Source organism: Marinobacter orientalis (genome assembly GCF_004792665.1).
GTDB lineage: Bacteria > Pseudomonadota > Gammaproteobacteria > Pseudomonadales > Oleiphilaceae > Marinobacter > Marinobacter orientalis.
In genome coordinates, this window is record NZ_SRZX01000002.1 from 117,442 (window position 1) to 143,439 (window position 25,998).

The following is a 25,998-nucleotide window of genomic DNA, read 5'->3' on the forward strand; positions in this document are numbered from 1 at the left end:
CCTTCCCGGCTAAAATAAAAGTCCACGAAAACTCGCGGACTTACCATTACTTATAACACAAAACTCAAGTAGCTCAAGAAAGCGGGAATGTAACAAAAAGTACAACCCGGCACAGTTCTCATTGCCGGGCAGTCATTTTGTGGGGGAGTTGATCACTCTTCTGTTGCCAGCCTGTCCCAGACAGTTTTACCCGCCTTTTTGGCAAGCAGTGCCATGAACTCTTCATGGGCGGTGGCTTCCTCATTACTGGCACGGACGACGGCAAGAGGCTTGCGGTCCGCTGCCAGGCGCCGGATACCAGCCTGACCTCCGGCTTCGTCGCTGCCGGCATCCAGCGATAACGCTGTCTGCCCGCCCGTCAGCAGCAGATAGACTTCGGCCAGAATCTCGGCATCCAGCAAGGCACCGTGGAGATCCCGGCTGCTATTGTCGACGCCATAACGTTTGCACAGTGCATCCAGGCTGTTTTTCTGCCCCGGATGTTTTTTGCGCGCAATGGCAAGGGAATCCACTACGCCGCAATGATCAGCCGTCTTGCGAACCGGCTTCAGGCGACCAAACTCCGAATCCATAAAGCCGATATCGAACGCGGCGTTGTGAATGACAAGTTCAGCACCTTGGATAAAGTCGAAGAACTCGTCGGCGATGTCTGCAAACCGGGGTTTATCGGCGAGAAACTCGTTGGTTATTCCGTGGACGGTTATTGCTTCGGCTTCCACTTCCCTGCCCGGATTGACATATACGTGATAGTGGCGCCCGGTGGTCTGGCGCTCCATCAGTTCAACGCACCCTATTTCAATAATCCGGTGCCCCTCTGCCGGGTCAATACCGGTTGTTTCTGTATCCAGTACAATCTGTCTCATCTCAGCCCCGTTTGTTACGCGTTCGACAGTTCTTCCACACCAAGGTTGGCAAGCTGGTCCGCCAGTTCATTGCCCGGATTTCCGGAGTGTCCCTTCACCCAGTGCCAGTTTACCTTGTGTCGTGCCACTTCATTATCCAGTTCCCGCCAGAGATCTTCATTCTTGACCGGTTTTTTTGCTGATGTTTTCCAGCCGTTCCGTTTCCAGCCATGCATCCATTCAGTGATGCCTTTCCGGACATACTGTGAGTCGGTGTACAGTTCCACTTCACATGGCCGCTTTAATGCTTCCAGGCCTCGTATCGCTGCCATCAACTCCATTCTGTTGTTGGTGGTATTACCTTCACCCCCGTGCATCTTTTTGCTGGCATTGCCATAGTTCAGCACTACACCCCAGCCTCCCGGCCCCGGGTTTCCCTTGCAGGCGCCATCGGTGTAGAGAACAACCTTACCGGTCATCAGCATTCCTCGACATGTTTATGATTGAGCACGGCACGGTTGCCGCTCCGGCCTTTGCCGGGATGAATACGCGATGCTCCAACGGTGCCCCTGCCCGGCAGCGAAATCACCTTGCTGTTTTGCCAGACCGGCTTGCGGCGAATCCCGGAGTAAACCCGCTTTTTGGCAAGGATACAGTAATAGGCACCAACCGGTAGGAGCCGGTTGCCACAAAGGCGCTCCATCATGCCTGCCCGGTCATTCAGCACCGCCCCCTGAAGCGGCACCTGGAAAAAGGAAGAGCCCGTTGACTCCACCGTAAAATCGAGCAATCGAAGCCAGTCTTCCATTCGGCGTTTGAACATGAAGCGTCCTCCCCAGGGGCCGCCATTATGCCTGGAAATCAACTTCCTCAAGCCCCAGAGGCTGAACGGATTGAACCCGAGCAGCAGCACTACCCCTTCCCCCCGAAGCACCCGGGATGCTTCCCGCAGGGCCTGGTGCGGGTGGGGAGAAAAATCAGCGGTATGATGCAGAATCACCAGGTCGATCGAGTCGCCGGGGAAAGGCAATTCGTCGGCGTCGCACACCGCCACACCATCCGGGATCTCAGGATTCCAGGTGGGTGTGGTCAGGATGCGCTGGGCAAAATCGGTTGCGGTTGCCAGAGGAAAGCGGTGACTGAGGCCCACCTGCAACTGCCTGGCGCCGGAGAGCTTGCTGGCATGATGCTCAACACAGGCTCTCTGATCCGCAAACAGGGCCTGACCGAGGGGGGTGCGGAACCAGCTCTCGAAGCTGTCATGTCGGGCAGAGTAGTCCACTTCACCGGTCGGGCTCATTGCTGCGTTCCCTTTTCATTGCGCGTCATTGCGCGTTCATTGCGGCCTCGATGTTGGGACGCCGGGATTAATGCTCTATGATAACAGTCACATTCGTCATGCACATGTGGGGAGCCTATGCTGACCATCAATGCTATTCCAGCGTTCAATGATAACTACATCTGGTGCCTGTCCAACAGTGAAGATCACAAGGCGCTGATAGTGGATCCCGGCCAGGCGGAGCCTGTCATTGAATTTCTGGCGGACCACGGGCTGGAGCTGGACACAATTCTGGTAACACACCACCACCCGGACCATGTCGGTGGTGTCGATAAACTGGCAGCAACGGTTTCCGACTGCCGGATTATCGGCCCGGCCAATTCCCCCTTCAAGGGTGCCAAAAGCGAGGTACACCCCGGGGACGAAGTCGTCTGGCAGAATCTCGAGTTTGCGGTGCTTGGTGTTCCTGGCCATACCCTGGATCATATCGCCTATTACACAGATGACCATGTCAACAATCGCCCCGTCCTGTTCTGTGGCGACACTCTGTTCGTCTGTGGTTGCGGACGGCTGTTTGAAGGTTCACCGGCACAGATGAAACAGTCCCTGGAAAACCTGCGCAGCCTGCCGGACGACACCGCTGTCTACTGCGCGCACGAGTACACTCTGGCCAACCTGAAGTTTGCCCGCCACTGGCTGCCGGATGACGGACCACTAAAGGAGTTTGAAGCCCACTGCCAGAAGCGTCGCGAAGATGGCAAACCGACAGTTCCGTCAATCCTTGGTGACGAAAAGCGCTTGAATCCTTTTCTGCGCTGGGACGACAACGCGGTGATCGAAGCCGCAAAACGGCACTCGCAGAAAGCGGTCAAATCAGATGACGACGTTTTTGCAGCAACCAGGCATGCAAAGGACACATTCTAGGGGCGGGTAACAATTTCTATCAATGCCGTAACGTGAGTCTTGTTGACCCTTTGAAAAGCGTTCCAATAGAATCCGTGTAACATTTGTGCCATAACCCATTAAATATGCCGGGTTTTAAGACAGTTCAGCCCGGCTCGGTCCAGCCACCTGGAAGCAGTTCTATGACGGTCTCGCGATTTTCCACTCTTGTTCTTATCGGCGCACTTGCCAGTGGCTGCAGTGTTCTTGACCGGTTCGGAAACGATACCTCCGGCGATGTACTGGCCTCCGAGAAACTGACCGTGGCCGCCGGCGACGATGATCTGAAAGAGGCCATCGAATCCTCACCGGATGGTGAACCTGCCGGTCGGGCCTCCCGCACCAGACTGGATGATGCCATTGAGCCTTCCCTGAAAAAGACCGCGGAAGATGCCAGAAACAAGCTGGACGCGCCGGAGCAACAGGCCGCAGAAGCGGAAGCTTCCACGCCCGATCTGTGGCATCGCCTGAGAAGTGGCTTTACGCTGGATCACGATGCCAGCGATCCCAGGGTCCAGGCGCAACTGAACTGGTACAGGAAGCACCCACAGTACATTGACCGCGTGGTCGACCGCGGCGGCCGTTACCTGCACTACATTGTTACAGAAACCGAGAAACGCGGCCTGCCTACAGAGCTGGCCCTGCTTCCTGTTGTGGAAAGTGCATTCGACCCCTTTGCCTACTCCCATGGTCGTGCAGCCGGGCTCTGGCAATTCATTCCTTCAACCGGCAAGTATTTCGGGCTGACCCAAAGCTGGTGGCACGACGACCGCCGTGATGTCATTGCAGCCACGGATGCGGCGCTCACTTATCTCGACAGACTGGCGACCCGTTTTAACGGTGACTACATGCTGGCGCTGGCCGCCTACAACAGTGGTGGTGGCACGGTGTCCAGCGCAATGCGGCGCAATCGGAACAAGAATGCACCGACGGACTTCTGGTCCCTGGATCTGCCCAGGGAAACCCGCCATTACGTGCCCAAACTGATCGCGCTGGCAAAGATCTTTGACCAGCCGGAAAAGTATGGCATCGAGTTGCCGGCACTGGAGGATGAGCCGTATTTTGAGATCGTGAACACCGGTTCCCAGCTGGATCTTGCCCAGGCCGCTGAACTGGCAGACGTGGACATAGATGAAATTTACCTGCTGAACCCCTCTTTCAATCGCTGGGCGACGTCACCCGATGGCCCCCATCGACTGCTGGTGCCGCGGGAAAAAGCTGAAACCTTTATCACAGCCCTGCAAAGCATTGACCCCGGCGAACGGGTGTCCTGGCGTAATTACAAGGTGGCCTCCGGCGACACGATCAGCACCATTGCACAACGGCATGGCACGACATCAGCGGTCATCCGCCAGGTCAACAATCTGGACAGCCACATTATCCGCATTGGCCAACGCCTGATGATCCCCTCAGCGGCCAAACAGTCAGGCACCTATGCCCTCAGCGCCAGCGAGCGGCTGGCCAGAAAGCAGCAGAACAGCGGCAAGAACAGCAACGGCACCCGTGTAGACTACACCGTCCGCTCAGGCGATACCTTCTGGGATATTGCCCGCGAACACCGGGTGTCTGTCCGGCAAGTGGCAGCCTGGAACGGGATGGCACCGGGTGACCCGCTGATCCCCGGGAAAAAACTTGTTATCTGGTCAGAATCCAGGCAACCCACGATGCTGGCCAGTAACGACCGGGCCAAGGGCATGGTGCGCAAGGTGGGTTATCAGGTCCGCAAGGGAGATTCCCTGTCCGTCATTGCCAACCGCTTTGCAGTGAATGTAGGGGATATCGCAAGCTGGAATGACCTCAATACCTCCCGTTATCTTCAGCCCGGTCAAAGTCTGGTACTCTATGTCGACATAAGAAACAGCCCCTGAGCCTGAACCGGAAACGTGCGAGATCTATGACAAGAACACGGAAAGCCTCACCCCTGATCAGTGCTTTTACTTTTGTCGCCATGGCTCTCCTGCCATGGCATGCCATCTCCGCGGAGACGCCAGCGAAGCACGGCATTGCGATGCACGGGGAGCCCCAATACCCCGAAGGCTTTGCCCACTTTGACTATGTCAATCCGGGGGCACCCAAGGGTGGCGCCCTGGGAATGGCGGTAGTGGCCAACGGCTTCGATTCCTTCAACCCTTTTGTGATTCGTGGCGTGGCTGCGGCTGGCATCAACACCTATCTCTACGACACCTTGATGGAAGCGTCCGCAGACGAGCCCTTCTCTACCTATGGTCTGATCGCCGAATCCATCGAGACCCCCGATGACCGGAGTTACGTAGTATTCAATCTGCGCGAGGAGGCGCGGTTCCAGGACGGTGAGCCGATTACCGCCGAAGACGTCAAATTCTCTTTCGACGTTCTGACCACCCAGGGCCATCCTTTCTACCGCAACTATTATGCGGATGTGGCAGGGGTGACCATCGAGGGTGAACGACGGATCCGTTTCGATTTCGGCGAGACCAACAATCGGGAACTGCCCCTTATCCTTGGTCAGCTTCCCGTCCTTCCTGGCCACTACTGGGAGGATCGTGAGTTCGGAGACAATGGCCTGACCCCACCAGTAGGCAGTGGCCCCTATCGAATCGAAGATTTTGAGGCAGGCCGCTCTATCACGTTCGAGCGCGTAAAGGATTATTGGGCACAGGATCTTGGCGTTCGCAAAGGCAGGTTCAATTTCGATGAAATCCGATACGACTATTACTCGGATGACACCGTCGCGCTGGAGTCGTTCCGTGCCGGCAACTTTGACTTCCGGATCGAATCCTCCGCCAAAAACTGGGCAACCGCTTACACCGGCGACCAGTTCGAGTCGGGCAAGGCAAAAACCGAGGCGGTTGAGCATAGCCGCCCCGCCGGCATGCAGGCGTTCGCCATGAACACCCGCCGCGAGGTATTCAGCAATCCGAAGGTGCGCGAAGCACTTGCTTACGCCTTTGATTTCGAGTGGGCCAACAAAAACCTGTTCTATGGCCAGTACACGCGCACCGGCAGTTATTTCGAAAACAGTGAACTGGCTTCCTCCGGCCTTCCCGAAGGGCGGGAACTGGAGATTCTGGAGCCCTACCGCGACCAGCTATCCGGGGATGTTTTCTCGGAAGAATATCAGCCGCCGTCGACAGCGGGTGAAGGTGGCTTGCGTGAGAATCTACGCACCGCCCTGACCATGTTAAGGGAAGCAGGGTACAAGGTAGTGGACGGCGCCATGGTGCACAGCGAAAGCGGTGACCCGCTGGCGTTCGAGATCCTGATCTACCAGAAGACATTCGAGCGGGTGGTACTGCCGTTCAAGAACAACCTGGCGCGGCTGGGCATTGATGTTTCGGTCCGTCTGGTGGATACCAACCAGTATATTCAGCGGATTCGCGAATTCGATTACGATATGACGGTCCAGAGCATCGGGCAGTCGGACTCTCCGGGCAATGAACAACGGGAATACTGGCATTCGTCCACTGTTGATGTAAAAGGTTCACGAAACTACATGGGCGTGGATAGCCCGGTGGTGGATGAACTCGTCAACATGGTGATACAGGCCCCGAGCCGTGAGGAGCTGGTACATCGGGTGCGCGCCCTGGACCGGGTTCTGCTCCACGGGCATTACGTGGTCCCGAACTGGTACCTGCCCAAGGATCGCATCGCCTACTGGTCCTTTCTGCAGCGCCCGGACGCTGTACCCAAAAACGGCGTTGATATTGACAACTGGTGGGTAAAAAGCACTGACCAATGACGCAGATCTCTGAAATATCTCTGACGGAGCTCCGCTGAATGGGCAGTTATATCCTCAGGCGCCTGGCGCTAATCATCCCCACCCTGCTGGGGATCATGCTGCTTAATTTCGTTATTGTTCAGGCCGCCCCGGGTGGCCCGGTCGAACAGCTGATTGCCGAGACCGAAGGGCATGGTGGCGGCGCCCTCGCCAGGGCCAGTGGCGGTGGTTCCGGCGGCGAAGTCAGTTCTTCCAGCGGCGACAGCCGCGGCTCCCGTGGCCTGCCGGAAGAACTACTCCGTGAAATTGAAGTCATGTACGGCTTCGATAAGCCACCCCACGAGCGTTTCCTGAAAATGCTGGGCGATTACGCCACCTTTGATTTCGGAGACTCGTTCTTCCGCGACCGCTCGGTGATCGAGTTGATACTGGACAAGATGCCGGTGTCGATATCACTGGGCCTGTGGTCCACCCTGATTATCTATCTGATTTCCATTCCACTCGGTGTCCGCAAGGCGGTTACCGATGGCTCCCGCTTCGACGTCTGGAGCAGTTCCGTCATTGTCGTGGGCTACGCGATTCCCGGCTTCCTGTTTGCAATACTGCTGATCGTCCTGTTTGCCGGTGGCAGTTACCTGGACTGGTTTCCGCTGCGGGGGCTAACGTCGTCCAACTTCGACGAACTGAACTGGTATCAGAAAATCGGTGATTATTTCTGGCACCTGGCGCTGCCGGTGACCGCCAACGTGATCGGCGGTTTCGCTACCCTCACCCTGCTGACCAAGAACTCTTTTCTTGATGAAATCAGCAAGCAATACGTGGTGACGGCAAGAGCCAAGGGCCTGGAAGAGAAACAGGTACTTTACGGACATGTATTCCGCAACGCCATGCTGATTGTTATCGCCAGCCTTCCGGGCGTGCTGGTTTCGCTGTTCTTTACCGGTTCGCTGCTGATTGAAGTGATCTTTTCTCTGGACGGGCTCGGGCTGCTCGGCTTTGAGGCCGCCCTTAACCGGGATTACCCGGTGATCTTCGGCACGCTCTTTATCTTCACGCTCATGGGGCTGGTGCTGAAGCTGATCAGCGATATCACTTACGTTCTGGTTGATCCCCGCATTGATTTTGAAAGCCGGGAGGGGTCATGAGCGTGGTAAAGCTGACCCCGATCCAACAGCGCCGGCTCGCCAACTTCCGCAAAAACCGTCGTGGCTTCTGGTCGCTGTGGATATTCCTGATCCTTTTCGGGCTTTCCCTGATTGCCGAGGTCATCGCCAACGACGCGCCGCTGGTCGCTTACTACAAGGGGGATCTCTATTTTCCGGTGGTGGAAAGCGTGCCCGAGGAAACCTTCGGCGGTTTTCTGCCCACAGAAGCAGACTACCGGGATTCTTTTATTGCCGATGAGATCGAAGCCAACGGATGGATGATCTGGCCGCCGATACGCTTCAGCTACAACACAACCAACTACAACCTCGAGGTTCCCTCTCCGGCACCTCCAAGTGCCGAGAACTGGTTAGGCACCGACGACCAGGGCCGTGACGTTGCCGCCAGGGTCATCTACGGATTCCGGATTTCGGTCCTGTTCGGGCTTATTCTCACCATACTCAGTTGCATTGTCGGCGTCATCGTGGGTGCTATCCAGGGCTTCTACGGCGGCAAGATTGACCTGATCGGGCAGCGATTCATCGAAGTATGGTCCGGGCTTCCGGTGCTGTATCTGCTCATCATCCTCTCCAGTATCGTGCAGCCGAACTTCTGGTGGCTGCTGGGTATCATGCTGCTGTTCAGCTGGATGGGGCTGGTGGATGTGGTGCGGGCGGAATTTCTCCGCGCCCGCAATTTTGAATACGTCAAAGCCGCCAGGGCCCTGGGGCTGGGCAATCGCAAGATCATGTTCCGGCATATTCTGCCCAACGCCATGGTGGCGACCCTGACCTTTCTGCCGTTCATACTGACCGGTGCCATCACCGGCCTGACCTCCCTGGACTTCCTGGGTTTCGGCCTGCCCTCGGGCTCTCCCTCCCTCGGTGAGCTGATTGCCCAGGGCAAGTCCAACCTCCATGCGCCCTGGCTTGGCATCTCGGCATTCGTTTCCCTGTCGGTCATGCTGACGCTGCTGGTTTTTGTCGGCGAAGCGGTGCGTGATGCCTTCGACCCGAGAAAGAACTGATATGTCGCAGCTGCTGGAAATCAAAGATCTGTCCATCTCGTTTGACGCCACTATTCAGGCTGTCCAGCAGCTGTCCCTCAGGATTGGCCGCGGAGAAACGGTGGCGCTGGTTGGCGAAAGCGGATCCGGAAAATCGGTATCGGCCCTGTCCATTCTGCGCCTGCTTGACGAGCGTCACGCCAGCTACCCGACCGGCGAAATCCTGTTCCAGGGCGAAGATATGCTGAAAGCTAACCAGAAGCGGCTGCGGCAGATTCGCGGCAGCCAGATCAGCATGATCTTCCAGGAGCCGATGACATCCCTCAATCCGCTGCATACGGTTGAGAAACAGATCAGCGAAACCCTGGCCCTGCACAAGGGTATGCGCGGCTCTCAGGCACGGGCCCGCTGCATCGAACTGCTGGAGCTGGTCGGCATTCCGGCACCGGAAGAGCGCCTGAAAAGCTACCCTCACCAGCTATCCGGAGGCCAGAAGCAACGGGTGATGATCGCCATGGCCCTGGCCAATGAACCTGACCTGCTGATTGCCGATGAGCCGACAACCGCTCTGGATGTCACCGTGCAGAAACAGGTACTGGAGTTGCTCAAGGAGCTTCAGCACAAGCTGGGCATGGCCATCCTGTTGATTACCCATGACCTGTCCATCGTTCGTCGCTACGCGGACCATGTGGTGGTCATGGAGCGGGGCCTGTTGGTGGAGGAGGCGGCAACTACCACCCTGTTTGAGGAGCCTCAGCATCCCTACACCCGTCGCCTGCTTGATGCGGAACCGCCGGCCTCGCCTTCCGGTGCCATGGTCAACAACAAGCCGCTGCTGGATGTCGATGATCTGGATGTCCGCTTTATTATCCGCAAGAGCCTGCTGGGCAAACCCAAAGTCTGGTTTCAGGCCGTTGACAAGGTCAGTTTTTCCCTCAACCAGGGCGAGACACTTGGCATCGTTGGGGAAAGCGGCAGCGGCAAAACCACCATCGGCCACGCGCTGCTGAAACTGACCGGCAGCACCGGTAGCATACGGCTGACCGGAAACGAATTATCGCAACTGGACCAGAAAGCGTTCCGCCCCTGGCGCAAACGCATCCAGATCGTCTTCCAGGACCCCTTTGGCAGTCTCAGCCCGCGGATGTCGGTTGCCGAAATTGTGCGGGAGGGTCTGGAGATACACACACCGGCAAGTGCCGAGGAACAGGACAGCAAAGTCATCCGGGCACTGAACGACGTCGGTCTGGATCCCGAGGCCCGGCACCGTTATCCCCATGAGTTTTCCGGCGGTCAACGGCAGCGGATTGCCATTGCCCGGGCCCTGGTCCTGCAGCCGGAACTGATCATTCTGGATGAGCCCACCTCGGCCCTTGATCGCACGGTTCAGAAGCAGGTGATTACCCTGCTGCGGGAACTGCAGGACAAATATGGTCTAAGCTATGTGTTTATCAGCCACGATCTGGCCGTTGTCAGGGCGCTCAGCCACAAACTGCTGGTGCTCAAAAACGGCCGCGTGGTGGAATATGGAGAAGCATCCGGAATTTTCAGCACACCACAACACGAGTACACCCGTGAACTGCTTGGAGCGGCGCTCTTTTACGCCCGCTAACATGACCCGATAACCCGGGCCGGGCACTACGACCAATTGAGCGTTACCCGCACCGCTGCGGTTCATGGATAATGCCTTAAACTGAAACACAGGGGAGAATCGTTATGGGATTACTCAGTGGCAAGAAAGCACTGATTGTCGGCGTTGCAAGCAAGCATTCCATTGCCTATGGCATTGCAGAAGCCTTTGCCAGAGAGGGCGCCGAACTGGCTTTCACCTACCAGAATGAGAAGCTCAAGTCCCGGGTGGAAACATTTGCCGGGGGCTGGGGCAGCTCTCTGATCTTTCCCTGCGATGTCGCCAGCGATGACGAAATCGAGGCCGTATTCACCGAGCTGGGAAAGCACTGGGATGATATCGATGTCATCGTCCATTCTGTTGGTTACGCACCCGCGAACGAGCTGGACGGCAATTATGTTGACGTTACCACCCGCGAAGGCTTCCGCATCGCCCACGACATCAGCTCGTACAGCTTCGTTGCCCTGGCGAAGGCCGGCCGCAAGATGCTGCACGAAAACAGCTCTCTGTTGACCCTTAGCTATCTCGGCGCGGAAAAAGTATTGCAGAACTACAACGTGATGGGGCTTGCCAAGGCTTCCCTGGAAGCCAACGTGCGCTACATGGCCGGCAGTCTGGGGCGTGATGGCATTCGGGTTAACGCCATTTCCGCGGGGCCCATCAGGACTCTGGCAGCCTCCGGCATCAAAAGCTTCCGCAAAATGCTTGCGGAGAACGCCCGCAGGGCACCTCTGCGCCGCAACGTGACTACTGATGAAGTCGGTAATGCCGCCGCCTTCATGTGTTCCGATATGGCCAGTGGTATTACCGGTGAGATCATGTACGTAGACGCCGGCTTCAACATTACCGGCATGGGCGAACTGGAAGACTGACAGCGCTCGCAGATTCCCGGTGGGGCCTCCCCCACCGGAAATCGTCGTTAACCCTCCGACATTGCCCTGGCAATCGCTTCCACCCATTCCAGGTACGCGGTATCGTCCGACGCCAGGATCTGAAGGCCCACCAGCCAGCCCCCGGCATCGTCCGGGCGACACCACACCACTTCCACGATTAAGCGGAACGGTTCGGAGACCTCTTCCAGGCTCACCAGGGCGGACAATATTGCCTGCCTTGTTAATGGTTCAGAGCTGACAAGCCGGATTCCCGTTGCAGACAGATCGCTGGTTTGCGAGACGAGCAGGCGTTCGATGCTCTCACCGGCGTCGTCCGGAACTGACGACTCCAGCTCCAGCGTTACCTTTGCCCTTGCTGTCAGCCGGTATTCGGAGCGGTTATCCCCGGACGCTGGAGAATCGTCACGGTCACCAAAGCTGTAATCAATATCGCTCATGAGCTTCCACCTCAAGCGCCGGTCCGGGGTCAGTTCCGGCCTACCCGGATGCGTCCTACAACCCTGGACAGGGTATCGTCGAATTGTGCGGATATGCCCAGCACGCGAATACGGCCGGCAACGATCTCATCCACCAGTTTGTCCACCAGGAATTCACGGCGGTTAAGCCCCAGGCGGTCGACAAATACCAGTTTCTTTGAGGCGTTGATTCTCACCGCCAGTTTCAGGCGAAGCGGGGCCTGATCCTCGCTGCGGCTTTCTTCCACAATCCAGCCACCAGGTTTGATACCGTCGACAAGCTCCCGCGCCGCGGCTTCTTTTTCGCGCAACAACCGGTCCTGTTCCGCTTCTTCATCCGCCAGACGCCGGACAGCCGCTGCTTCCTCGCGGCGCGCAAGTTCTTCCCGTCTTGCGGTCTCCTCTTCCTGCCGGCGCCGTTCCACTTCTGCCTTTTCCCGTCGCAATGTCTCAGCCCTGGCTTTTGCTTCTTTGGCCGCCTGGCTGCGCTGAAGCTTCTGACGGTCCAGCACTACCGAGAGGGAGGTAATAGTCTCCGTCAACACCTCTCCGAAGGGTTTAAGCGGTGGCAAAGGGCGCAATGCGCCACCTTCTAGCGCGCTGACAAATCGCGGCCAGGGCAGCAGCCCGAGTTTGACACCCGCGCCGTTGGTCCAGAGCACTTCACGTGTCTCCGGTAACAGCGCAAAAAAGAACCGCCGCTGCTCACTGGTGCCCTCACCTTCCACGAACCATTTGCCCTTCAGGGGCGAAACCTCTTCTTCAGGGGGCGCAGTAAAGGTGAGCCATGAAGCATCCCAGGAGAAGCGATCATCCCCGGGCAATGCCGGCACCAGGTCGGGCGTCTCTCCCCGAAGGCGGGCTATCATTACCGACTGAACGCCCTCCAGGGCTTTTTCTTCCAACGGTTTCCTGTACACACGGTTCCAGACATCGGTTATGCGGTCACCAATCTGCTCACCGACGGTGTAGAGCCGGTTGCGATCCTGATCCGAAAGGCCCGGATCGCCAACCCACACCAGCCATTCCAGAAGTTTGCCGGCATGGCGCCAGTTTTCACCCCCGGTTCCTTCTTCCCGGATAATCTGTTTCAGCAGCCTGAACCAGTGATCAAAAATGAAACCGACCACTGCCTGTGGCAGTTCACGATTCTGCAGGGCCCGTCCTACCAGGGCACGGGCTGTGTGTTCCGCACGCCGTTGTCTGGCAGCACCCTGCTCGGTTTCAAGCAGGCGGTCACGCAAACGGTCGTTCTGCTGTTCGCGCCTGGCAGCGTCGTCCTGCCAATGGCGGCAGAATTCCAGTACCTGTTCAATGTCACCTGAATTGAAACTGCCGGAAACCGCGATAACCAGCGCGTCCAGCTGGTCCAGAGTAACCCTGGCCGAGCGGCCACCAGAGGCGCTCCAGCCACGACAGTCCTGCAGACCATCCAGCCATTCAATCAGCGTTTCAGGAAGTGCCCCGGCACCATCAAGGTTCATGCGCCAGGCAAAAAAGAACCGCAGGCGTGCGATGCGACGGGCCAGTTCAGGGTGCAGGCCACTGGTTTTGAGGAAAACACCCATAATGCGGTCGGCAACATAGGCGGCGTTGATCTGCCTTACGGACCAGGTCAGGGAAACAGAGCGGATCACACGGGTGACGGGCTCATCTCTCTGCTCGGTCCAGCAAGATAGCAGCAGCGGTCGCCAGTCGCTGACAGCGTCCGGTGACAGCTGCCTGGCGGGGTAAGGAAGATCGGGTACGCGAATGCCTGAGAGCACGTCGGCCATCTTTTCTGCAACTCGCTTTCGGGCCCGGACCTCCCCCTTGTTCTGCGTGCTCTGCTGCATCCGTTCCCCGCGTCAGAAGCGTTGAAAAGGTTCATCAAATGACGCAGTATAACCAACTCGCCGGGGTTTACTGCAACTAAACACCGGCCAGTCATGTTTATGCGACGGGGATAACAACAGCATGTCGGGCACCAAACTAGAGAATCTGAATGTGGCGAGTCAGGAACCATTGATAACCCCTGAAGCGCTTAAGCAGGAGATGCCGCTTTCCGGCAAGGCAGCGGAAACCGTGGAAAAAGGCCGCCAGGCCATTTATGACATCATGGATGGCAAGGATCACCGTCTGTTTGTGGTGGTAGGCCCCTGCTCCATTCACGATGTAGAGGCAGCCCGTGAATACGCCGCCAAGCTCCGGAAACTGGCCGACGAAGTCAGCGATACCCTGCTGATTGTGATGCGGGTGTATTTCGAGAAGCCCCGTACCACCGTGGGCTGGAAAGGCCTGATCAATGATCCACACCTGAACGATACCTTCGATATCGAGCAGGGCCTTCATATTGGCCGCCGCCTGCTGCTGGATATTTCCGAACTCGGCCTGCCGACAGCCACTGAAGCCCTTGACCCCATTTCCCCGCAGTATCTCCAGGACACAATTTCCTGGTCCGCCATCGGTGCCCGTACCACCGAGTCCCAGACGCACCGGGAGATGAGCAGCGGCCTGTCCATGGCCATCGGCTTCAAGAACGGGACCGACGGTAGCCTGGATGTGGCGATCAACGCCATGAAATCGGTTTCCCATCCCCACAGTTTTCTGGGCATCGACCAGCAGGGCAAGGTGGCGATTATCCGCACCCGTGGCAACAATTACGGCCACGTGGTTCTCCGTGGCGGCGGTGGCAAGCCCAACTACGATTCGGTGAGTGTTGCCCTCTGCGAACAGGCATTGGAAAAAGCCAGCCTGCGCCCGTCCATCATGGTGGACTGCAGTCACGCCAACTCCAGCAAGGACCCGGGCATTCAGCCACTGGTCATCCAGGACATTGCCCACCAGATTCTGGAGGGCAACCAGTCTATCCAGGGTCTGATGGTGGAAAGCAATCTGAACTGGGGCAATCAGTCAATCCCGGAAAACCTGGCTGATCTCAAGTATGGCGTATCGGTGACTGACGCCTGCATTGACTGGGAAACCACCGAAAAAGCGCTGCGCGATATGCGCGACAAGCTCAAGGACGTGTTGCCGAAACGGCGCGGCTGACAGTCAGCCGCCCAGCCAGTCCAGCCTGCTCCTGAGGGTCACTACTCTGCCAATTATGACCAGAGTGGGAGCAGGTACCGCATTTTCCTCTACCCGCTCGACAATACTGGACAGATCACCGGTCACAACCTGCTGTTCAGGTGTGGTGCCCCGTGACACCAGCGCCACCGGCATATCCGGCGACATTCCGTTGGCAGTCAGTTGCCGGCAGATGACGGGCAGCCCCACCAACCCCATGTAGAACACCAGAGTCTGGTTATTCTGCACGAAGTCTTTCCACGGCAGGTCGCAGGTATCATTTTTGAGATGGCCGGTTATGAATCGCACCGACTGGGCATGATTCCGGTGAGTTAGCGGGATACCCGCATAGGCCGCACAGCCGGAGGCGGCCGTAATGCCGGGCACCACCTGAAAGCGCACACCGGCAGCAGCCAGGGTTTCAAGCTCTTCCCCGCCGCGACCAAAAATAAAAGGGTCACCACCCTTCAGGCGCACTACCCTGAGCCCCTGGCGGGCGAGTTCCACTAGCCGGTTATTGATCTGGTCCTGGGGCAGTGTATGGTTCGAGCGCTGCTTACCAACATGGATCTGTTCCGCGGATTCCGGGATGAGCGACAGGATTTCCGGTGATACCAGGCGGTCATACAACACCACTTCCGCAGACTGGATCAGGCGCCAGGCCTTCAGGGTCAGAAGCTCCGGGTCTCCGGGGCCGGCGCCAACAAGCGCGACTTCGCCTTCGGAACTGTTGGGGTTCCCGGTGACCGGATTCTTGCGGTATCGAACCGGTGCGGCCGTCGCACCGACAGCCTCCCATGGTGCATCGTCGGACCTGTCACTCATTGGATTCTTTCTACGCCTCCCATGTACGGCTTCAGAACCTCGGGGACCAGAATGCTGCCGTCTTCCTGCTGGTAATTCTCCATCACTGCAATCAGTGCACGGCCGACCGCAAGGCCGGACCCGTTAAGGGTATGAACCGGCTCCGGTTTGCCGGTTTCCGGGTTACGCCATCGGGCATGCATGCGCCGAGCCTGGAAATCACGGGTATTGGAGCAGGAGGAGATCTCCCGGTACCTGTCCTGGCCCGGCAGCCACACCTCGATATCGTAAGTACGGGCCGCGGCGAAACCCATATCACCACCACACAGATCAACCAGACGATAAGGCAGCTCCAGCAGCTGCAGCACCTTTTCCGCATGGCCTGTCAGGGCCTCCAGCGCTGCCTCGGATTGCTCCGGGCGAACCACCTGAATCAGCTCTACCTTGTCGAACTGGTGCTGACGGATCATGCCTCGGGTGTCACGGCCGTAGGAGCCGGCTTCACTGCGGAAACAGGGAGTGTGGCAGACCATCTTCAGGGGCAGTTCCCTGGCGTCCAGAATGGTATCGCTGACCAGGTTGGTGGCCGGCACTTCCGCCGTGGGAATAAGGTATAACGGCTTCTCGCCGTCCATACGGAACAGATCTTCCTCGAACTTCGGCAGTTGGCCGGTACCGTAGAGAGTTTCGGCATTCACCAGGTAGGGTACATAGGCTTCCATGTAACCATGCTCTTCGGTGTGAAGATTCAGCATGAACTGGGCCAACGCCCGGTGCAGCCGCGCAACCGGGCCGCGCATCACCGCAAAGCGGGAGTGGGCAAGCCGGGTAGCGGTTTCAAAATCCAGCCCTCCGAGAGCCTCGCCGAGGGCAACGTGGTCCTTCGGCTCGAAGTCAAAATGCCTGGGGGTTCCCCACCGACGAACCTCCACGTTGTCATCTTCGCTGTCACCGGCGGGCACGCCTTCATCGGGCAGATTCGGAATGGTTGCCAGGAATCCGTTCAGTTCTTCCTGCAGTGCGCGCAGTTCATCTTCCGCTTCGGACTTCTGCTTCTTGAGATCTTCCACCTCATCCAGCAATGGCTGGATGTCTTCACCGGCTGCCTTGGCTTTGCCAATGGATTTGGACCGACGGTTCTGCTCGCCCTGCAAGGTTTCCGTTTTCACCTGGATTGCACGGCGGCGTTCCTCGAGCTGATCGAAGGCGGCTTTATCAAAGGTAAAACCCTTGATGGCCAGGCGACGGGCGATCTCTTCAGTCTGGGTGCGGACACGTTTGGGATCGAGCATGATTATCCTGAGTTTTCCGTTTCAAAGGTAAGTGGATAAAGATCTGTAACTATCGATTGACTGGGCATTATACCTGCGAGGATGTCTGTGGCTACAGCAGGCACGGTCAGGCGGACAATTTCAGTTTTGCGGGTAGCGCTTGCGGGGACTGTTGCGGTTCCATTGATCAAGCCGCTCCAGCTTTTCAGCAAGCCTGATTTCCAGGCCACGGTTTACCGGTACATAGTACCGCCGTGGATGGATGGCTTCCGGCAGGTAGGATTCGCCGGCAGCAAACGCTTCAGGCTCATCGTGGGCGTAACGGTATTCATCGCCATGACCCATGGATTTAAGCAGCTTGGTGGGCGCATTGCGCAGGTGGACAGGCACTTCGTAGTCCGGATCATTGCGGATATCAGCCATGCACTGGTTGAACGCCTTGTAAACGGCATTGCTCTTTGGTGCCAGCGCCAGGTATGTGACCGCCTGGGCAAGGGCCAGTTCACCTTCCGGTGAGCCCAGTCGCTCCTGTGCCTCCCAGGCATCCATGGCAATCTGCAGCGCCCTGGGATCGGCATTGCCAATGTCCTCGCTGGCAATCCTTGCCAGACGGCGCGCCACGTAAAGGGGATCACAGCCACCGTCCAGCATACGGCACAACCAGTACAGGGAACCGTCGGGGTCCGAGCCCCGCACCGACTTGTGCAACGCCGATATCTGGTCGTAGAAAACATCGCCGCCCTTGTCGAAGCGTCTGAGACTGGTCTGGAGGACCTGTTCCAGGTGATCACGGGTTATTTTCGCGCTGTTTTCGCCATCAGGCTCGGCAAGATCCGTTGCCACTTCAAGGATATTCAGCGCCCGCCTGGCGTCTCCCCCCGACGCCGATGCAATGAGGTCGAGCACGGGTTGTTCAACCGTGAAACGTCCGCCCAGACCTTCCGGGGAAGACAGCGCCCGCTTCAGCAGTTCCAGAATATCGTCATCCGACAGGTTCTTCAGTACATAGACCCGGGTGCGGGACAACAGTGCGCTGTTGAGCTCAAACGAAGGGTTTTCTGTGGTGGCCCCCACGAAAATGAAGGTGCCGTCCTCGATGTGGGGAAGAAAGGCGTCCTGCTGGCTTTTATTGAAACGGTGAACCTCGTCAACGAACAGCAGGGTATCCCGCCCTTCGCCGCGCTTGCGATTTTTCGCCCGCTCCACAATTGCGCGGATGTCCTTTACGCCGCTCAGAACAGCGGATACGGTCTCGAAGCTCAGATCGCTGAGGTTGGCAAGCAGGCGGGCAAAGGTCGTCTTGCCAACGCCCGGAGGCCCCCAGAGGATCATGGAATGGAGCTGCCCCTGCTCCACCGCCCGGCGCAGCGGTTTACCCTCGCCGACGAGATGTGCCTGACCGACGTATTCGTCAAGGCTTGCCGGACGCATTCGTGCAGCCAGGGGCCGGAACCCCTGCTGTTCCCCGAACAGGCTCTCCTGCATCAGGCCCCGTCCCGGATCACATCCACGCCCTCGGGATAGTCGAGAACAAAGGCGCTGTCTTTCACTTCAGCGTTGACCCGGATCTCGTCAAAACTCAGTACACTCAGCTGGGACAGGGAATCCTGCATTCGCATTTCCTGCAACTCACCCTTGAAAAAGGTCAGCCGCAGCGAGATGAAAAGCGAATCCTCGCTCCTGGGCTCGAGAGTGAACTCCCGGGTGTCGTCACCGACAGACCTCATGGATACCTTGTAGGTTTCATCAAGGTTGTCCACTTCCCCGCTCAGCAGCAACGCAGGGGTTGTCGAGACTTTTTCATCCAGGCTGTGAACGGTAACCTGCTCAAGATCCGGGTCGTAAACCTCTACCTTGTCGCCATCGCTGACCACGAACTGGGAATGGGGCTGGCTGGTTTCCCAATAGAAGAGTCCCGGGCGCTTGGCCTTGAGGGAGCCGCGGCTTTCCTGGACCCGGTTGCCATTTTCATTCACCACAATCTGGATGAATCTGGCCTGGAAGGACTGGTAACTTTCCAGCATCGAAGCCAGTTTGGCTGCGGCGTCAGAACCACTCTGCCCGTCACCCGTGTTTTCCGCCTGGGCCGGCATAACAGACACGAGCAGTGCCGCGAACATCGATAACAGCCACAAACTCCTTGGTGATCTCTTCATTGATCTGTACTCCTAATCTCTTGGTGGCGGTGGTGCCAGTACTTCACGGGCACCGTTGTGCCCGGCGGAGCTGACCACACCGGATGCTTCCATGGCCTCTACCAGGTTTGCTGCCCGGTTGTAGCCGATCTTGAATTTCCGCTGGACGGATGAAATCGAAACACGCCGGCCTTCGGTCACGAACGCCACGGCTTCATCGAACAGGGCGTCCCCCTCACTGTCGCCGCCTCCTTCGCTCAGGCTCGGCACACCGGGCAGGTTTTCACCTTCGGCGCCGTTGAGAACATCGTCGACATAAACCGGCTCACCACGGGCTTTCCAGGCACTGACCACCCGGTGCACTTCATCATCGTCCACAAAGGCGCCGTGAACACGCACCGGCAAGCCCGACCCCGGGGGCAGGTAAAGCATGTCACCGTGGCCCAGCAACTGCTCCGCACCGCCCTGATCCAGAACTGTGCGGGAGTCAATCTTGGACGACACCTGGAACGACATACGGGTGGGAATATTGGCCTTGATCAGGCCGGTAATCACATCAACCGAGGGTCGCTGAGTGGCGAGAATAAGATGGATACCGGCGGCGCGGGCTTTCTGGGCGATCCGCGCAATCAGTTCTTCCACTTTTTTGCCAACAATCATCATCATGTCGGCAAATTCGTCAATCACCACCACGATAAACGGCAGGGTCTCAAGTTCGGGCCGTTCCTGCTCATCATCTGCCAGGTACTGATCCGGCTTCCAGGTAGGATCCAGCAGCGGCTCTCCTGCCGCCACCGCATCCTTCACCTTGCGGTTGTAGCCGGCCAGATTACGGACGCCCAGGCTTGCCAGCAGCCGGTAACGCCGCTCCATTTCCGCCACACACCAGCGCAGGGCATTGGCGGCGTCCTTCATGTCCGTGACCACTGGCGCCAGCAGGTGCGGAATACCGTCATAGATGCTCAGCTCCAGCATCTTCGGGTCCACCATGATAAAGCGGACTTCTTCCGGAGTGGCTTTGAACAGCATACTCAGCAGCATCGCGTTCACGCCCACCGACTTACCGGAACCGGTGGTACCGGCGACCAGCAAGTGGGGCATCTTGGCAAGATTGGCTACCATCGGGTTGCCGCCGATATCGTTCCCCAGCGCCAGGGTCAGCGCAGAGGAGGATTCCGTGAACACCCGGGCACTCAGTACCTCGCTGAGGCGGACCATTTCCCGTTCTTCGTTGGGTATTTCGATACCGACAACGGATTTTCCGGGGATCACCTCGACCACGCGAACACTGAGAACCGCCAGTGCGCGAGCCAGGTCTTTCGCCAGGTTGGAGATCTTGCTCACTTTCACGCCGGGCGCCGGTTTGATTTCAAAGCGGGTAATAACCGGCCCGGGGTTAACCTCGACCACTTCCACAGAAACGCCGAAGTCCGCCAGTTTTTCTTCCAGAAGCCGCGACATATGTTCAAGTGACTCTTCGGAATACCCTTTTTCCTTGCGCTCCTCCGGCGGATCCAGCAGCGAGATGGGAGGAATGGGGCTTTCAATATCCTCCAGTAGCGATGCCTGTTTGCTGCTGCCACTCCCGCTTGTTGCAGACTGGTCTTCGCGCTTGAACGGAGAGATCTTCAGGGACTTGCCAGGCGGTGGTTTCTTGCCACTCTTGCGACCGGCTTCCGGGATATCCCGACCGTTTTCGGGAACTTCTGAATCCGGCGCGCTGTCATCCCGCGAGCTGAAGCTCTCAAGCCGCGCCGGCTCGACATCATCCACAGGGTGCACACCCTCGAGACCCGGCTCACGCCGCTCTTTCGGGGGCACTGCTGCTTTTGCCTTCGCTTTGCGCGGCCCGAGACGCAGCAGGCGCCGCCACCAGGACGCACCGTCAGTGTGCTTGTCTTTGCCCGCTGCCGGAACCCTGTCGCGTACGACCGGCGGCTCTGCACGCTTGCTGGCGGGCCCTGTCGCTGCCGTGTCTGGAGTACCCGAAGGCTGCCGCGCACTGCCGGCGGATGAAAACAGGTTCCTGGTGCGGTCAGCGACCCGCAGAGTGAAGTTGCCCAGCTGATCCATCAACCAGAACCAGGAAAGCCCGGTACTGACCGTCAAGGCAAACAGGAAGATGGCAATCAGCAAAAGCGTTGTTGCCGGCAGATTGAAGAAACGCACCATGGCATCGGAAACCGCCGCTCCCAGCACGCCACCGGAACTGATCCCCAGCCCGAACACCGAGTACAGCGACAACAGGCTGGTTGCCGACAACAGGATCAGCAGAAATCCGCCAAATCTCACCAGAAACAATGGCATGTGCATGTCGATGGGATCATTTCGCCGCTGGATAAGCATCAGCGCGTAAGCCGCGATCATTACCGGGAACAGGAAGGCCACATGGCCAAAGAAGTCACGGAGCAGGCTGGCAAGCCAGGCACCGGTGCGACCGGCATAATTCTGCACGCTGGTTTCATGCCCGATACTGGCCCAGCCGGGGTCAGAAGGGCTGAAAGTCACCAGTGCCATACCCAGATAGATACACAGTGCAATCAGCGCGATCACTGCCCCTTCCCGGGCCCCCTGGGCCAGAAAACGGCGGAATCGCAACTGCTTGTCTGTCAGCTCTCCTGATTTTTTTGCTTTTGCGCTCTCAGCCATGAATGCTCAGACAGTTCCCTGACGGTAATTTTCAAGAGCCTCAAATCCGCGCTGCAAGTCGGTTTTGAGATCCTCAACAGCTTCAATACCTACCGAGATCCGTACCAGGTTTTCGGTAATGCCCGCCTGCTCCTTGTCTTCCGGAGACAGTCGGCCATGGGTGGTTGTGGCCGGATGCGTAATGGTTGTTTTGACATCGCCGAGATTGGCGGTAATGGAGATCATCCGGGTGGAGTCGATAAACCTCCAGGCCTGTTCCCTTCCGCCCTTTACGGTAAACGAGAGCACGCCGCCGAAGCCGCTCTGCTGTCGCTTTGCCAGCTCGTGCTGGGGATGGTCGGGCAAGCCGGCATAGAATACGCGGTCAACGGTGCCCTGCCCCTCCAGCCATCTGGCCAACTCTAACGCATTGTCACAGTGGGCGCGCATACGGATTGGTAAGGTTTCCAGACCCTTAAGAAAAACCCAGGCGTTGAACGGGCTCATGGTGGGGCCGGCCGAGCGCAGAAAACCGTAGACTTCTTCCATCAGGTTGTGGGGGCCAACCACCACACCGCCAACGCAGCGGCCCTGTCCATCCAGGAACTTGGTGGCGGAATGAATAATGATGTCTGCGCCATGCTCTAACGGGCGCTGAAGCACTGGCGTACAGAAGCAGTTGTCCACCACAAACAACGCGTCATTGTCATGGGAGAGTTGCGCCAGAGCCGCCATATCCGCCACTTCACACAGCGGATTGGACGGCGTTTCAATGAAGATCATCCGGGTTTCGGGCCGTATCGCAGCCTGCCAGCCAGCCATATCCGTCAGCCCCACAAAGGTGGTCTCCAGGCCGAATTTGGCCAGGTATTTCTGGAACAGGACATTGGTGGTGCCAAACACACCCCGGGAGCAGATCACGTGATCACCGGACTTCAGCAAGGCCATACAGGTAGCCAGGATGGCTGCCATGCCTGAGGACGTGGCCACCGCCCGCTCGCCGCCTTCCATTGCTGCAATTCTGGCCTCAAACGCCTGCACAGTGGGATTGGTAAAGCGGGAATAGATATTACCCGGCTCCTCGCCTCCAAAGCGAGCTGCCGCCTGGGCCGCGCTGCCGTAGACGAAGCTCGACGTGGGGAAAATCGCGTCGCTGTGTTCAAGCTGGCCGGTACGGATCTGCCCGGCACGGACCGCGAGAGTGTCCACAGACATGCCCTCAAGATCCGATTCGGGGATCAGAACATGCTCCTCGCGGCGATAAGTCATGACAAACTCCTGTTTACAACCATGGCCCGTTCAATCTTCGTCGTTATACAGATCAATAATACCGTTATCGGAGGAATCCGAAGAATCTCCGCCACCGGCCTGAAAGCGATTTTCATCGTTCCTGGCGGCTTCCAGCTTGTTCAGATACGCAGCGTTCACATCACCGGTAATGTAGTTGCCGGTGAACACCGAGCATTCCCAGCCTTCAATATCCGGGTTAACGTCGCTGACACAGGTAATCAGGTCTTCCAGATCCTGATACAGCAACCAGTCGGCCCCGATCAACTGGCCGATCTCATCAACGCTGCGATCGTGGGCAATCAGTTCATTCACCGACGGCATGTCGATGCCGTACACGTTGGGATACCGCACCGGAGGTGCCGCGGAAGCAAAATACACCTTGCGGGCACCGGCATCGCGGGCCATCTGGACGATCTCCTTACAGGTCGTGCCCCGCACAATTGAGTCGTCCACCAGCATCACGTTCTTACCGCGGAACTCGAGATCAATGGGGTTGAGCTTCTGGCGCACGGATTTCTTGCGCATCTTCTGGCCCGGCATGATGAAGGTACGGCCGATGTAGCGGTTCTTGATGAAGCCCTCACGGAATTTCACGCCAAGCCGATGGGCCATCTGCATCGCGGACGTACGGCTGGTGTCCGGGATGGGCATCACGACGTCAATATCATGATCCGGCCGTTCGCGCAGAACCTTTTCCGCCAGGGTTTCACCCATTCGCAGACGCGCCTTGTAAACCGACACCTGGTCAATAATAGAGTCGGGCCGCGCGAAATACACATGCTCGAACACGCACGGATAGAGGTGGGGATCTTCTGCGCATTGCTGGGCATACAGCGTACCATCGGTTTCGATGTATACCGCCTCCCCCGGTGCGATATCCCGCACCAGCTTGAATCCGGCTGCGCTCAGGGCGACGCTTTCGGAAGCAATCATGTACTCCTCCCCGTCTTCAGTCTTGCGCACGCCATAACAGGCAGGACGAATACCATTGGGGTCGCGGAAGCCGACGATGCCATAGCCGGTGATCATCGCAATGACTGCATAAGCGCCCCGGCAACGCTTGTGCACAGCGCGAACGGCGGAAAAAATCTCTTCCTTGGTCGGGTCGAGCTTGCCCAGTTTCTGAAGCTCATGGGCGAACACGTTCAGCAATACCTCGGAATCCGAGTTGGTGTTGATATGGCGCAGATCGGTACGAAACAGGTCGTTGCTGAGGTCTTCGGCGTTGGTCAGGTTGCCGTTGTGGGCCAGAGTAATGCCGTAGGGGCTGTTGACATAAAACGGCTGAGCCTCGGAAGAGCTGGAACTGCCGGCGGTAGGATAACGGACATGGCCGATCCCCACATTGCCTACCAGCCGACGCATATGGCGGGTACGGAACACATCCCGTACCAGCCCGTTGTCCTTGCGAAGGAAGAAACGCTCATCCTGGAAGGTAACAATACCCGCTGCATCCTGGCCCCGGTGTTGTAATACGGTCAGCGCGTCGTAAAGCGACTGATTCACATTGGAAGTACTGACTATGCCGACAATGCCACACATGGATACGGTAATCTCCGAAGCGTTAAAACTGAATGTTAGCGGTACGCGGAAGCGGGTTCCACGATATCTTCCTGTTGAGAATCGGGCGGCTCGTCCATGCTTCCACCTGCAGGCCCGAGAAAGCGGGCGAATTCGTCTCCAAGCGTCCTTCGTGACCAGTCTTCTACCACAGCCAGGCGGTCAATCATCACAGACGTGCGCCACCAGGTATCCTCTGCAAGGGGTGTGTAGCGGGTCAAGGCAATTGCAACAATCACCACCACCACCCCCCGCAGCAGACCGAAGCCCATACCCAGCACCCGATCGGTCGCGGACAGGCCGGTAGCCCTTACCAGATGACCAATCAGGTTATTGATGATGGCACCAACGATCAGGGTGGAAAAAAACAGGATGGCAAACGCGGCTACCAGGCGTACCAATGGGGTCTCAACGGTGCCCTCAAGGAGAGACTGCATCTGGGGGTGGAACGTTCTGGCAATGATGAACGCACCCACCCAGGTTATCAGCGACAACGCTTCCTTGATGAAGCCACGCTTGAGACTGATAAGGGTAGAAACAGTAATCAGGGCAATGATGACCCAGTCGATCCAGATCAGCGCATCCATGGAAAACCCGGTGGAGAAACGGAAGCGCGAATTCTATCAGGAAACGTCACCCGACCAAACCGCCCATTACGCAATACTGACCGCCACCCGCTATCCTATTTGCCCCCGGAGGTTACCAGGCTGTTGAGGCCGAAGGTTTTGTCCAGGACCTGCTTGGCCTTTTCGGCTTCTGCTTTCTCGGCAAAGGGGCCACTGAAGACCCGGGTCAGCTCGGCGTCGCCGCGGGTTACTCGCTGGAGGTGGGAATTGTAGCCCTTGTCGCGGACCTTGTCCCGCAGTGCGCTGGCGTTATCACTGCTGCCGAAACTGCCCAACTGGACCACCCATGCGCCTTCCAGGGACCGGGTAAACTCGGCAGAGCTCTCTTCGCTGGCCGGCTCTTCCGGCTCAGGCTCGCTGGCTTGCTGCCGGGATACCTCAGGCGCTTCAGCCGTGGGAGCCGGCTCGGGCGCCTCCACCCCGGATACTTCCTGCGGCGGCTCTTCAAAAGAAGGTTCGGGTACTGCAGGCTGCGACTCTCCGTTACCGGATTCTTCGAGACGGTAGGCAGGTGTACTGGTCACCTCGGGTTCCGGCGCTTCAACTTCGGGAAAGGGGGGCTCCTCGGGAATCTTGATGGAGGTGGACTCACGTTCGGAGTGTGGCTCATCAAACATCATCGGCACAAAGATAACGGCAAGAGACACCAGTACGAGCGCCCCGATAATTCTTTGCTTCAGTCCGTCCACGTTACGCTATCCCCTGTTCATCCAAGACTTGCCATGATTGACCAATACTGTGCCCGATAG

General features: G+C 57.9%; 22 protein-coding genes. 8 read left to right on the forward strand and 14 right to left on the reverse strand.

Translation table 11 applies throughout. The annotated features are described in order from the left end of the window. Nucleotides 1-152 precede the first annotated feature (152 nt). Genes dnaQ through DIT72_RS08865 form a run of 3 tightly spaced genes read right to left on the reverse strand, consistent with a single transcriptional unit; the run spans nucleotide 153 to nucleotide 2,142 of the window. Nucleotides 153-863, reverse strand: coding sequence for a DNA polymerase III subunit epsilon (gene dnaQ, locus DIT72_RS08855; RefSeq protein WP_135954884.1), 711 nt, complete (start codon nucleotides 861-863; stop codon nucleotides 153-155). 14 nt (nucleotides 864-877) lie between these two features. Further along, nucleotides 878-1,321, reverse strand: a complete 444-nt coding sequence (gene rnhA, locus DIT72_RS08860) for a ribonuclease HI (protein ID WP_135954885.1) — start codon at nucleotides 1,319-1,321, stop codon at nucleotides 878-880. Further along, nucleotides 1,321-2,142, reverse strand: coding sequence for a class I SAM-dependent methyltransferase (locus tag DIT72_RS08865; RefSeq protein ID WP_135954886.1), 822 nt, complete (start codon nucleotides 2,140-2,142; stop codon nucleotides 1,321-1,323). The genes rnhA and DIT72_RS08865 overlap by 1 nt, the downstream gene beginning before the upstream one ends. Before the next feature lie 117 nt (nucleotides 2,143-2,259). On the opposite strand from DIT72_RS08865, the gene gloB reads away from it, so the two are divergent. The 7 genes from gloB (at nucleotide 2,260) to DIT72_RS08900 (ending at nucleotide 11,411) form a co-directional block, all read left to right on the forward strand. Then, nucleotides 2,260-3,045 (forward strand): hydroxyacylglutathione hydrolase, encoded by a 786-nt coding sequence (gene gloB / locus DIT72_RS08870; RefSeq protein ID WP_135954887.1) that lies wholly within the window; start codon nucleotides 2,260-2,262, stop codon nucleotides 3,043-3,045. A 161-nt stretch (nucleotides 3,046-3,206) separates the two neighbouring features. Further along, on the forward strand, nucleotides 3,207-4,931 hold the full coding sequence (locus DIT72_RS08875; protein ID WP_135954888.1) for a LysM peptidoglycan-binding domain-containing protein: 1,725 nt from the start codon (nucleotides 3,207-3,209) through the stop codon (nucleotides 4,929-4,931). Between the two features lie 80 nt (nucleotides 4,932-5,011). Then, a complete protein-coding gene (locus DIT72_RS08880; protein WP_407657970.1) occupies nucleotides 5,012-6,781 on the forward strand; it encodes an extracellular solute-binding protein in 1,770 nt (589 codons plus the stop codon). A gap of 38 nt (nucleotides 6,782-6,819) precedes the next feature. Continuing rightward, nucleotides 6,820-7,905, forward strand: a complete 1,086-nt coding sequence (locus DIT72_RS08885; RefSeq protein WP_135954890.1) for a microcin C ABC transporter permease YejB — start codon at nucleotides 6,820-6,822, stop codon at nucleotides 7,903-7,905. Then, complete coding sequence (locus DIT72_RS08890) at nucleotides 7,902-8,930, forward strand: ABC transporter permease (RefSeq protein WP_135954891.1); 1,029 nt, start codon at nucleotides 7,902-7,904, stop codon at nucleotides 8,928-8,930. Before DIT72_RS08885 ends, DIT72_RS08890 begins: the two co-directional genes overlap by 4 nt. Before the next feature lies 1 nt (nucleotide 8,931). Then, nucleotides 8,932-10,521, forward strand: coding sequence for an ABC transporter ATP-binding protein (locus tag DIT72_RS08895; RefSeq protein ID WP_135954892.1), 1,590 nt, complete (start codon nucleotides 8,932-8,934; stop codon nucleotides 10,519-10,521). A 104-nt stretch (nucleotides 10,522-10,625) separates the two neighbouring features. After that, complete coding sequence (locus tag DIT72_RS08900; RefSeq protein WP_135954893.1) at nucleotides 10,626-11,411, forward strand: enoyl-ACP reductase FabI; 786 nt, start codon at nucleotides 10,626-10,628, stop codon at nucleotides 11,409-11,411. A 47-nt stretch (nucleotides 11,412-11,458) separates the two neighbouring features. On the opposite strand, the gene DIT72_RS08905 is transcribed toward DIT72_RS08900, so the two are convergent. Together DIT72_RS08905 and DIT72_RS08910 are read right to left on the reverse strand one after the other, a co-directional pair. Then, nucleotides 11,459-11,869: a PilZ domain-containing protein gene (locus DIT72_RS08905; RefSeq protein WP_135954894.1), complete on the reverse strand. Its 411-nt coding sequence runs from the start codon at nucleotides 11,867-11,869 to the stop codon at nucleotides 11,459-11,461. A 29-nt stretch (nucleotides 11,870-11,898) separates the two neighbouring features. Beyond that, nucleotides 11,899-13,722, reverse strand: coding sequence for a DUF1631 family protein (locus DIT72_RS08910; RefSeq protein WP_135954895.1), 1,824 nt, complete (start codon nucleotides 13,720-13,722; stop codon nucleotides 11,899-11,901). Between the two features lie 121 nt (nucleotides 13,723-13,843). Between DIT72_RS08910 and DIT72_RS08915 the strand changes: the two genes are divergently transcribed. Beyond that, entirely contained in the window at nucleotides 13,844-14,917 is a 1,074-nt protein-coding gene (locus tag DIT72_RS08915; protein ID WP_135954896.1) for a 3-deoxy-7-phosphoheptulonate synthase, read from the forward strand. A gap of 3 nt (nucleotides 14,918-14,920) precedes the next feature. Here DIT72_RS08915 and cobA read toward each other — a convergent pair whose 3' ends face one another. The 9 genes from cobA to DIT72_RS08960 all read right to left on the reverse strand — a co-directional run bounded on the left by cobA (nucleotide 14,921) and on the right by DIT72_RS08960 (nucleotide 25,938). Continuing rightward, nucleotides 14,921-15,760: a uroporphyrinogen-III C-methyltransferase gene (gene cobA, locus DIT72_RS08920; protein ID WP_135954897.1), complete on the reverse strand. Its 840-nt coding sequence runs from the start codon at nucleotides 15,758-15,760 to the stop codon at nucleotides 14,921-14,923. Then, nucleotides 15,757-17,031 carry a serine--tRNA ligase gene (serS, locus tag DIT72_RS08925; RefSeq protein WP_135954898.1) on the reverse strand — a complete coding sequence of 425 codons (1,275 nt, stop codon included), beginning with the start codon at nucleotides 17,029-17,031 and terminating at the stop codon, nucleotides 15,757-15,759. The genes cobA and serS overlap by 4 nt, the downstream gene beginning before the upstream one ends. A 120-nt stretch (nucleotides 17,032-17,151) precedes the next feature. Next, nucleotides 17,152-18,495, reverse strand: a complete 1,344-nt coding sequence (locus DIT72_RS08930) for a replication-associated recombination protein A (protein ID WP_135954899.1) — start codon at nucleotides 18,493-18,495, stop codon at nucleotides 17,152-17,154. After that, a complete protein-coding gene (lolA, locus tag DIT72_RS08935) occupies nucleotides 18,495-19,166 on the reverse strand; it encodes an outer membrane lipoprotein chaperone LolA (protein ID WP_135954900.1) in 672 nt (223 codons plus the stop codon). The genes DIT72_RS08930 and lolA overlap by 1 nt, the downstream gene beginning before the upstream one ends. A gap of 12 nt (nucleotides 19,167-19,178) precedes the next feature. Beyond that, the gene (locus DIT72_RS08940) at nucleotides 19,179-21,794 is read right to left on the reverse strand and encodes a DNA translocase FtsK (RefSeq protein ID WP_135954901.1); all 2,616 of its coding nucleotides are present in this window, start codon (nucleotides 21,792-21,794) and stop codon (nucleotides 19,179-19,181) included. Nucleotides 21,795-21,800: 6 nt separating this feature from the next. Further along, entirely contained in the window at nucleotides 21,801-23,042 is a 1,242-nt protein-coding gene (locus tag DIT72_RS08945; RefSeq protein WP_135954902.1) for an O-succinylhomoserine sulfhydrylase, read from the reverse strand. 30 nt (nucleotides 23,043-23,072) lie between these two features. After that, nucleotides 23,073-24,605, reverse strand: coding sequence for an amidophosphoribosyltransferase (gene purF / locus DIT72_RS08950; RefSeq protein ID WP_135954903.1), 1,533 nt, complete (start codon nucleotides 24,603-24,605; stop codon nucleotides 23,073-23,075). A 35-nt stretch (nucleotides 24,606-24,640) separates the two neighbouring features. Next, a complete protein-coding gene (locus DIT72_RS08955) occupies nucleotides 24,641-25,210 on the reverse strand; it encodes a CvpA family protein (RefSeq protein WP_135954904.1) in 570 nt (189 codons plus the stop codon). A 95-nt stretch (nucleotides 25,211-25,305) separates the two neighbouring features. Continuing rightward, nucleotides 25,306-25,938: an SPOR domain-containing protein gene (locus tag DIT72_RS08960; RefSeq protein WP_135954905.1), complete on the reverse strand. Its 633-nt coding sequence runs from the start codon at nucleotides 25,936-25,938 to the stop codon at nucleotides 25,306-25,308. Between the last annotated feature and the right edge of the window lie 60 nt (nucleotides 25,939-25,998).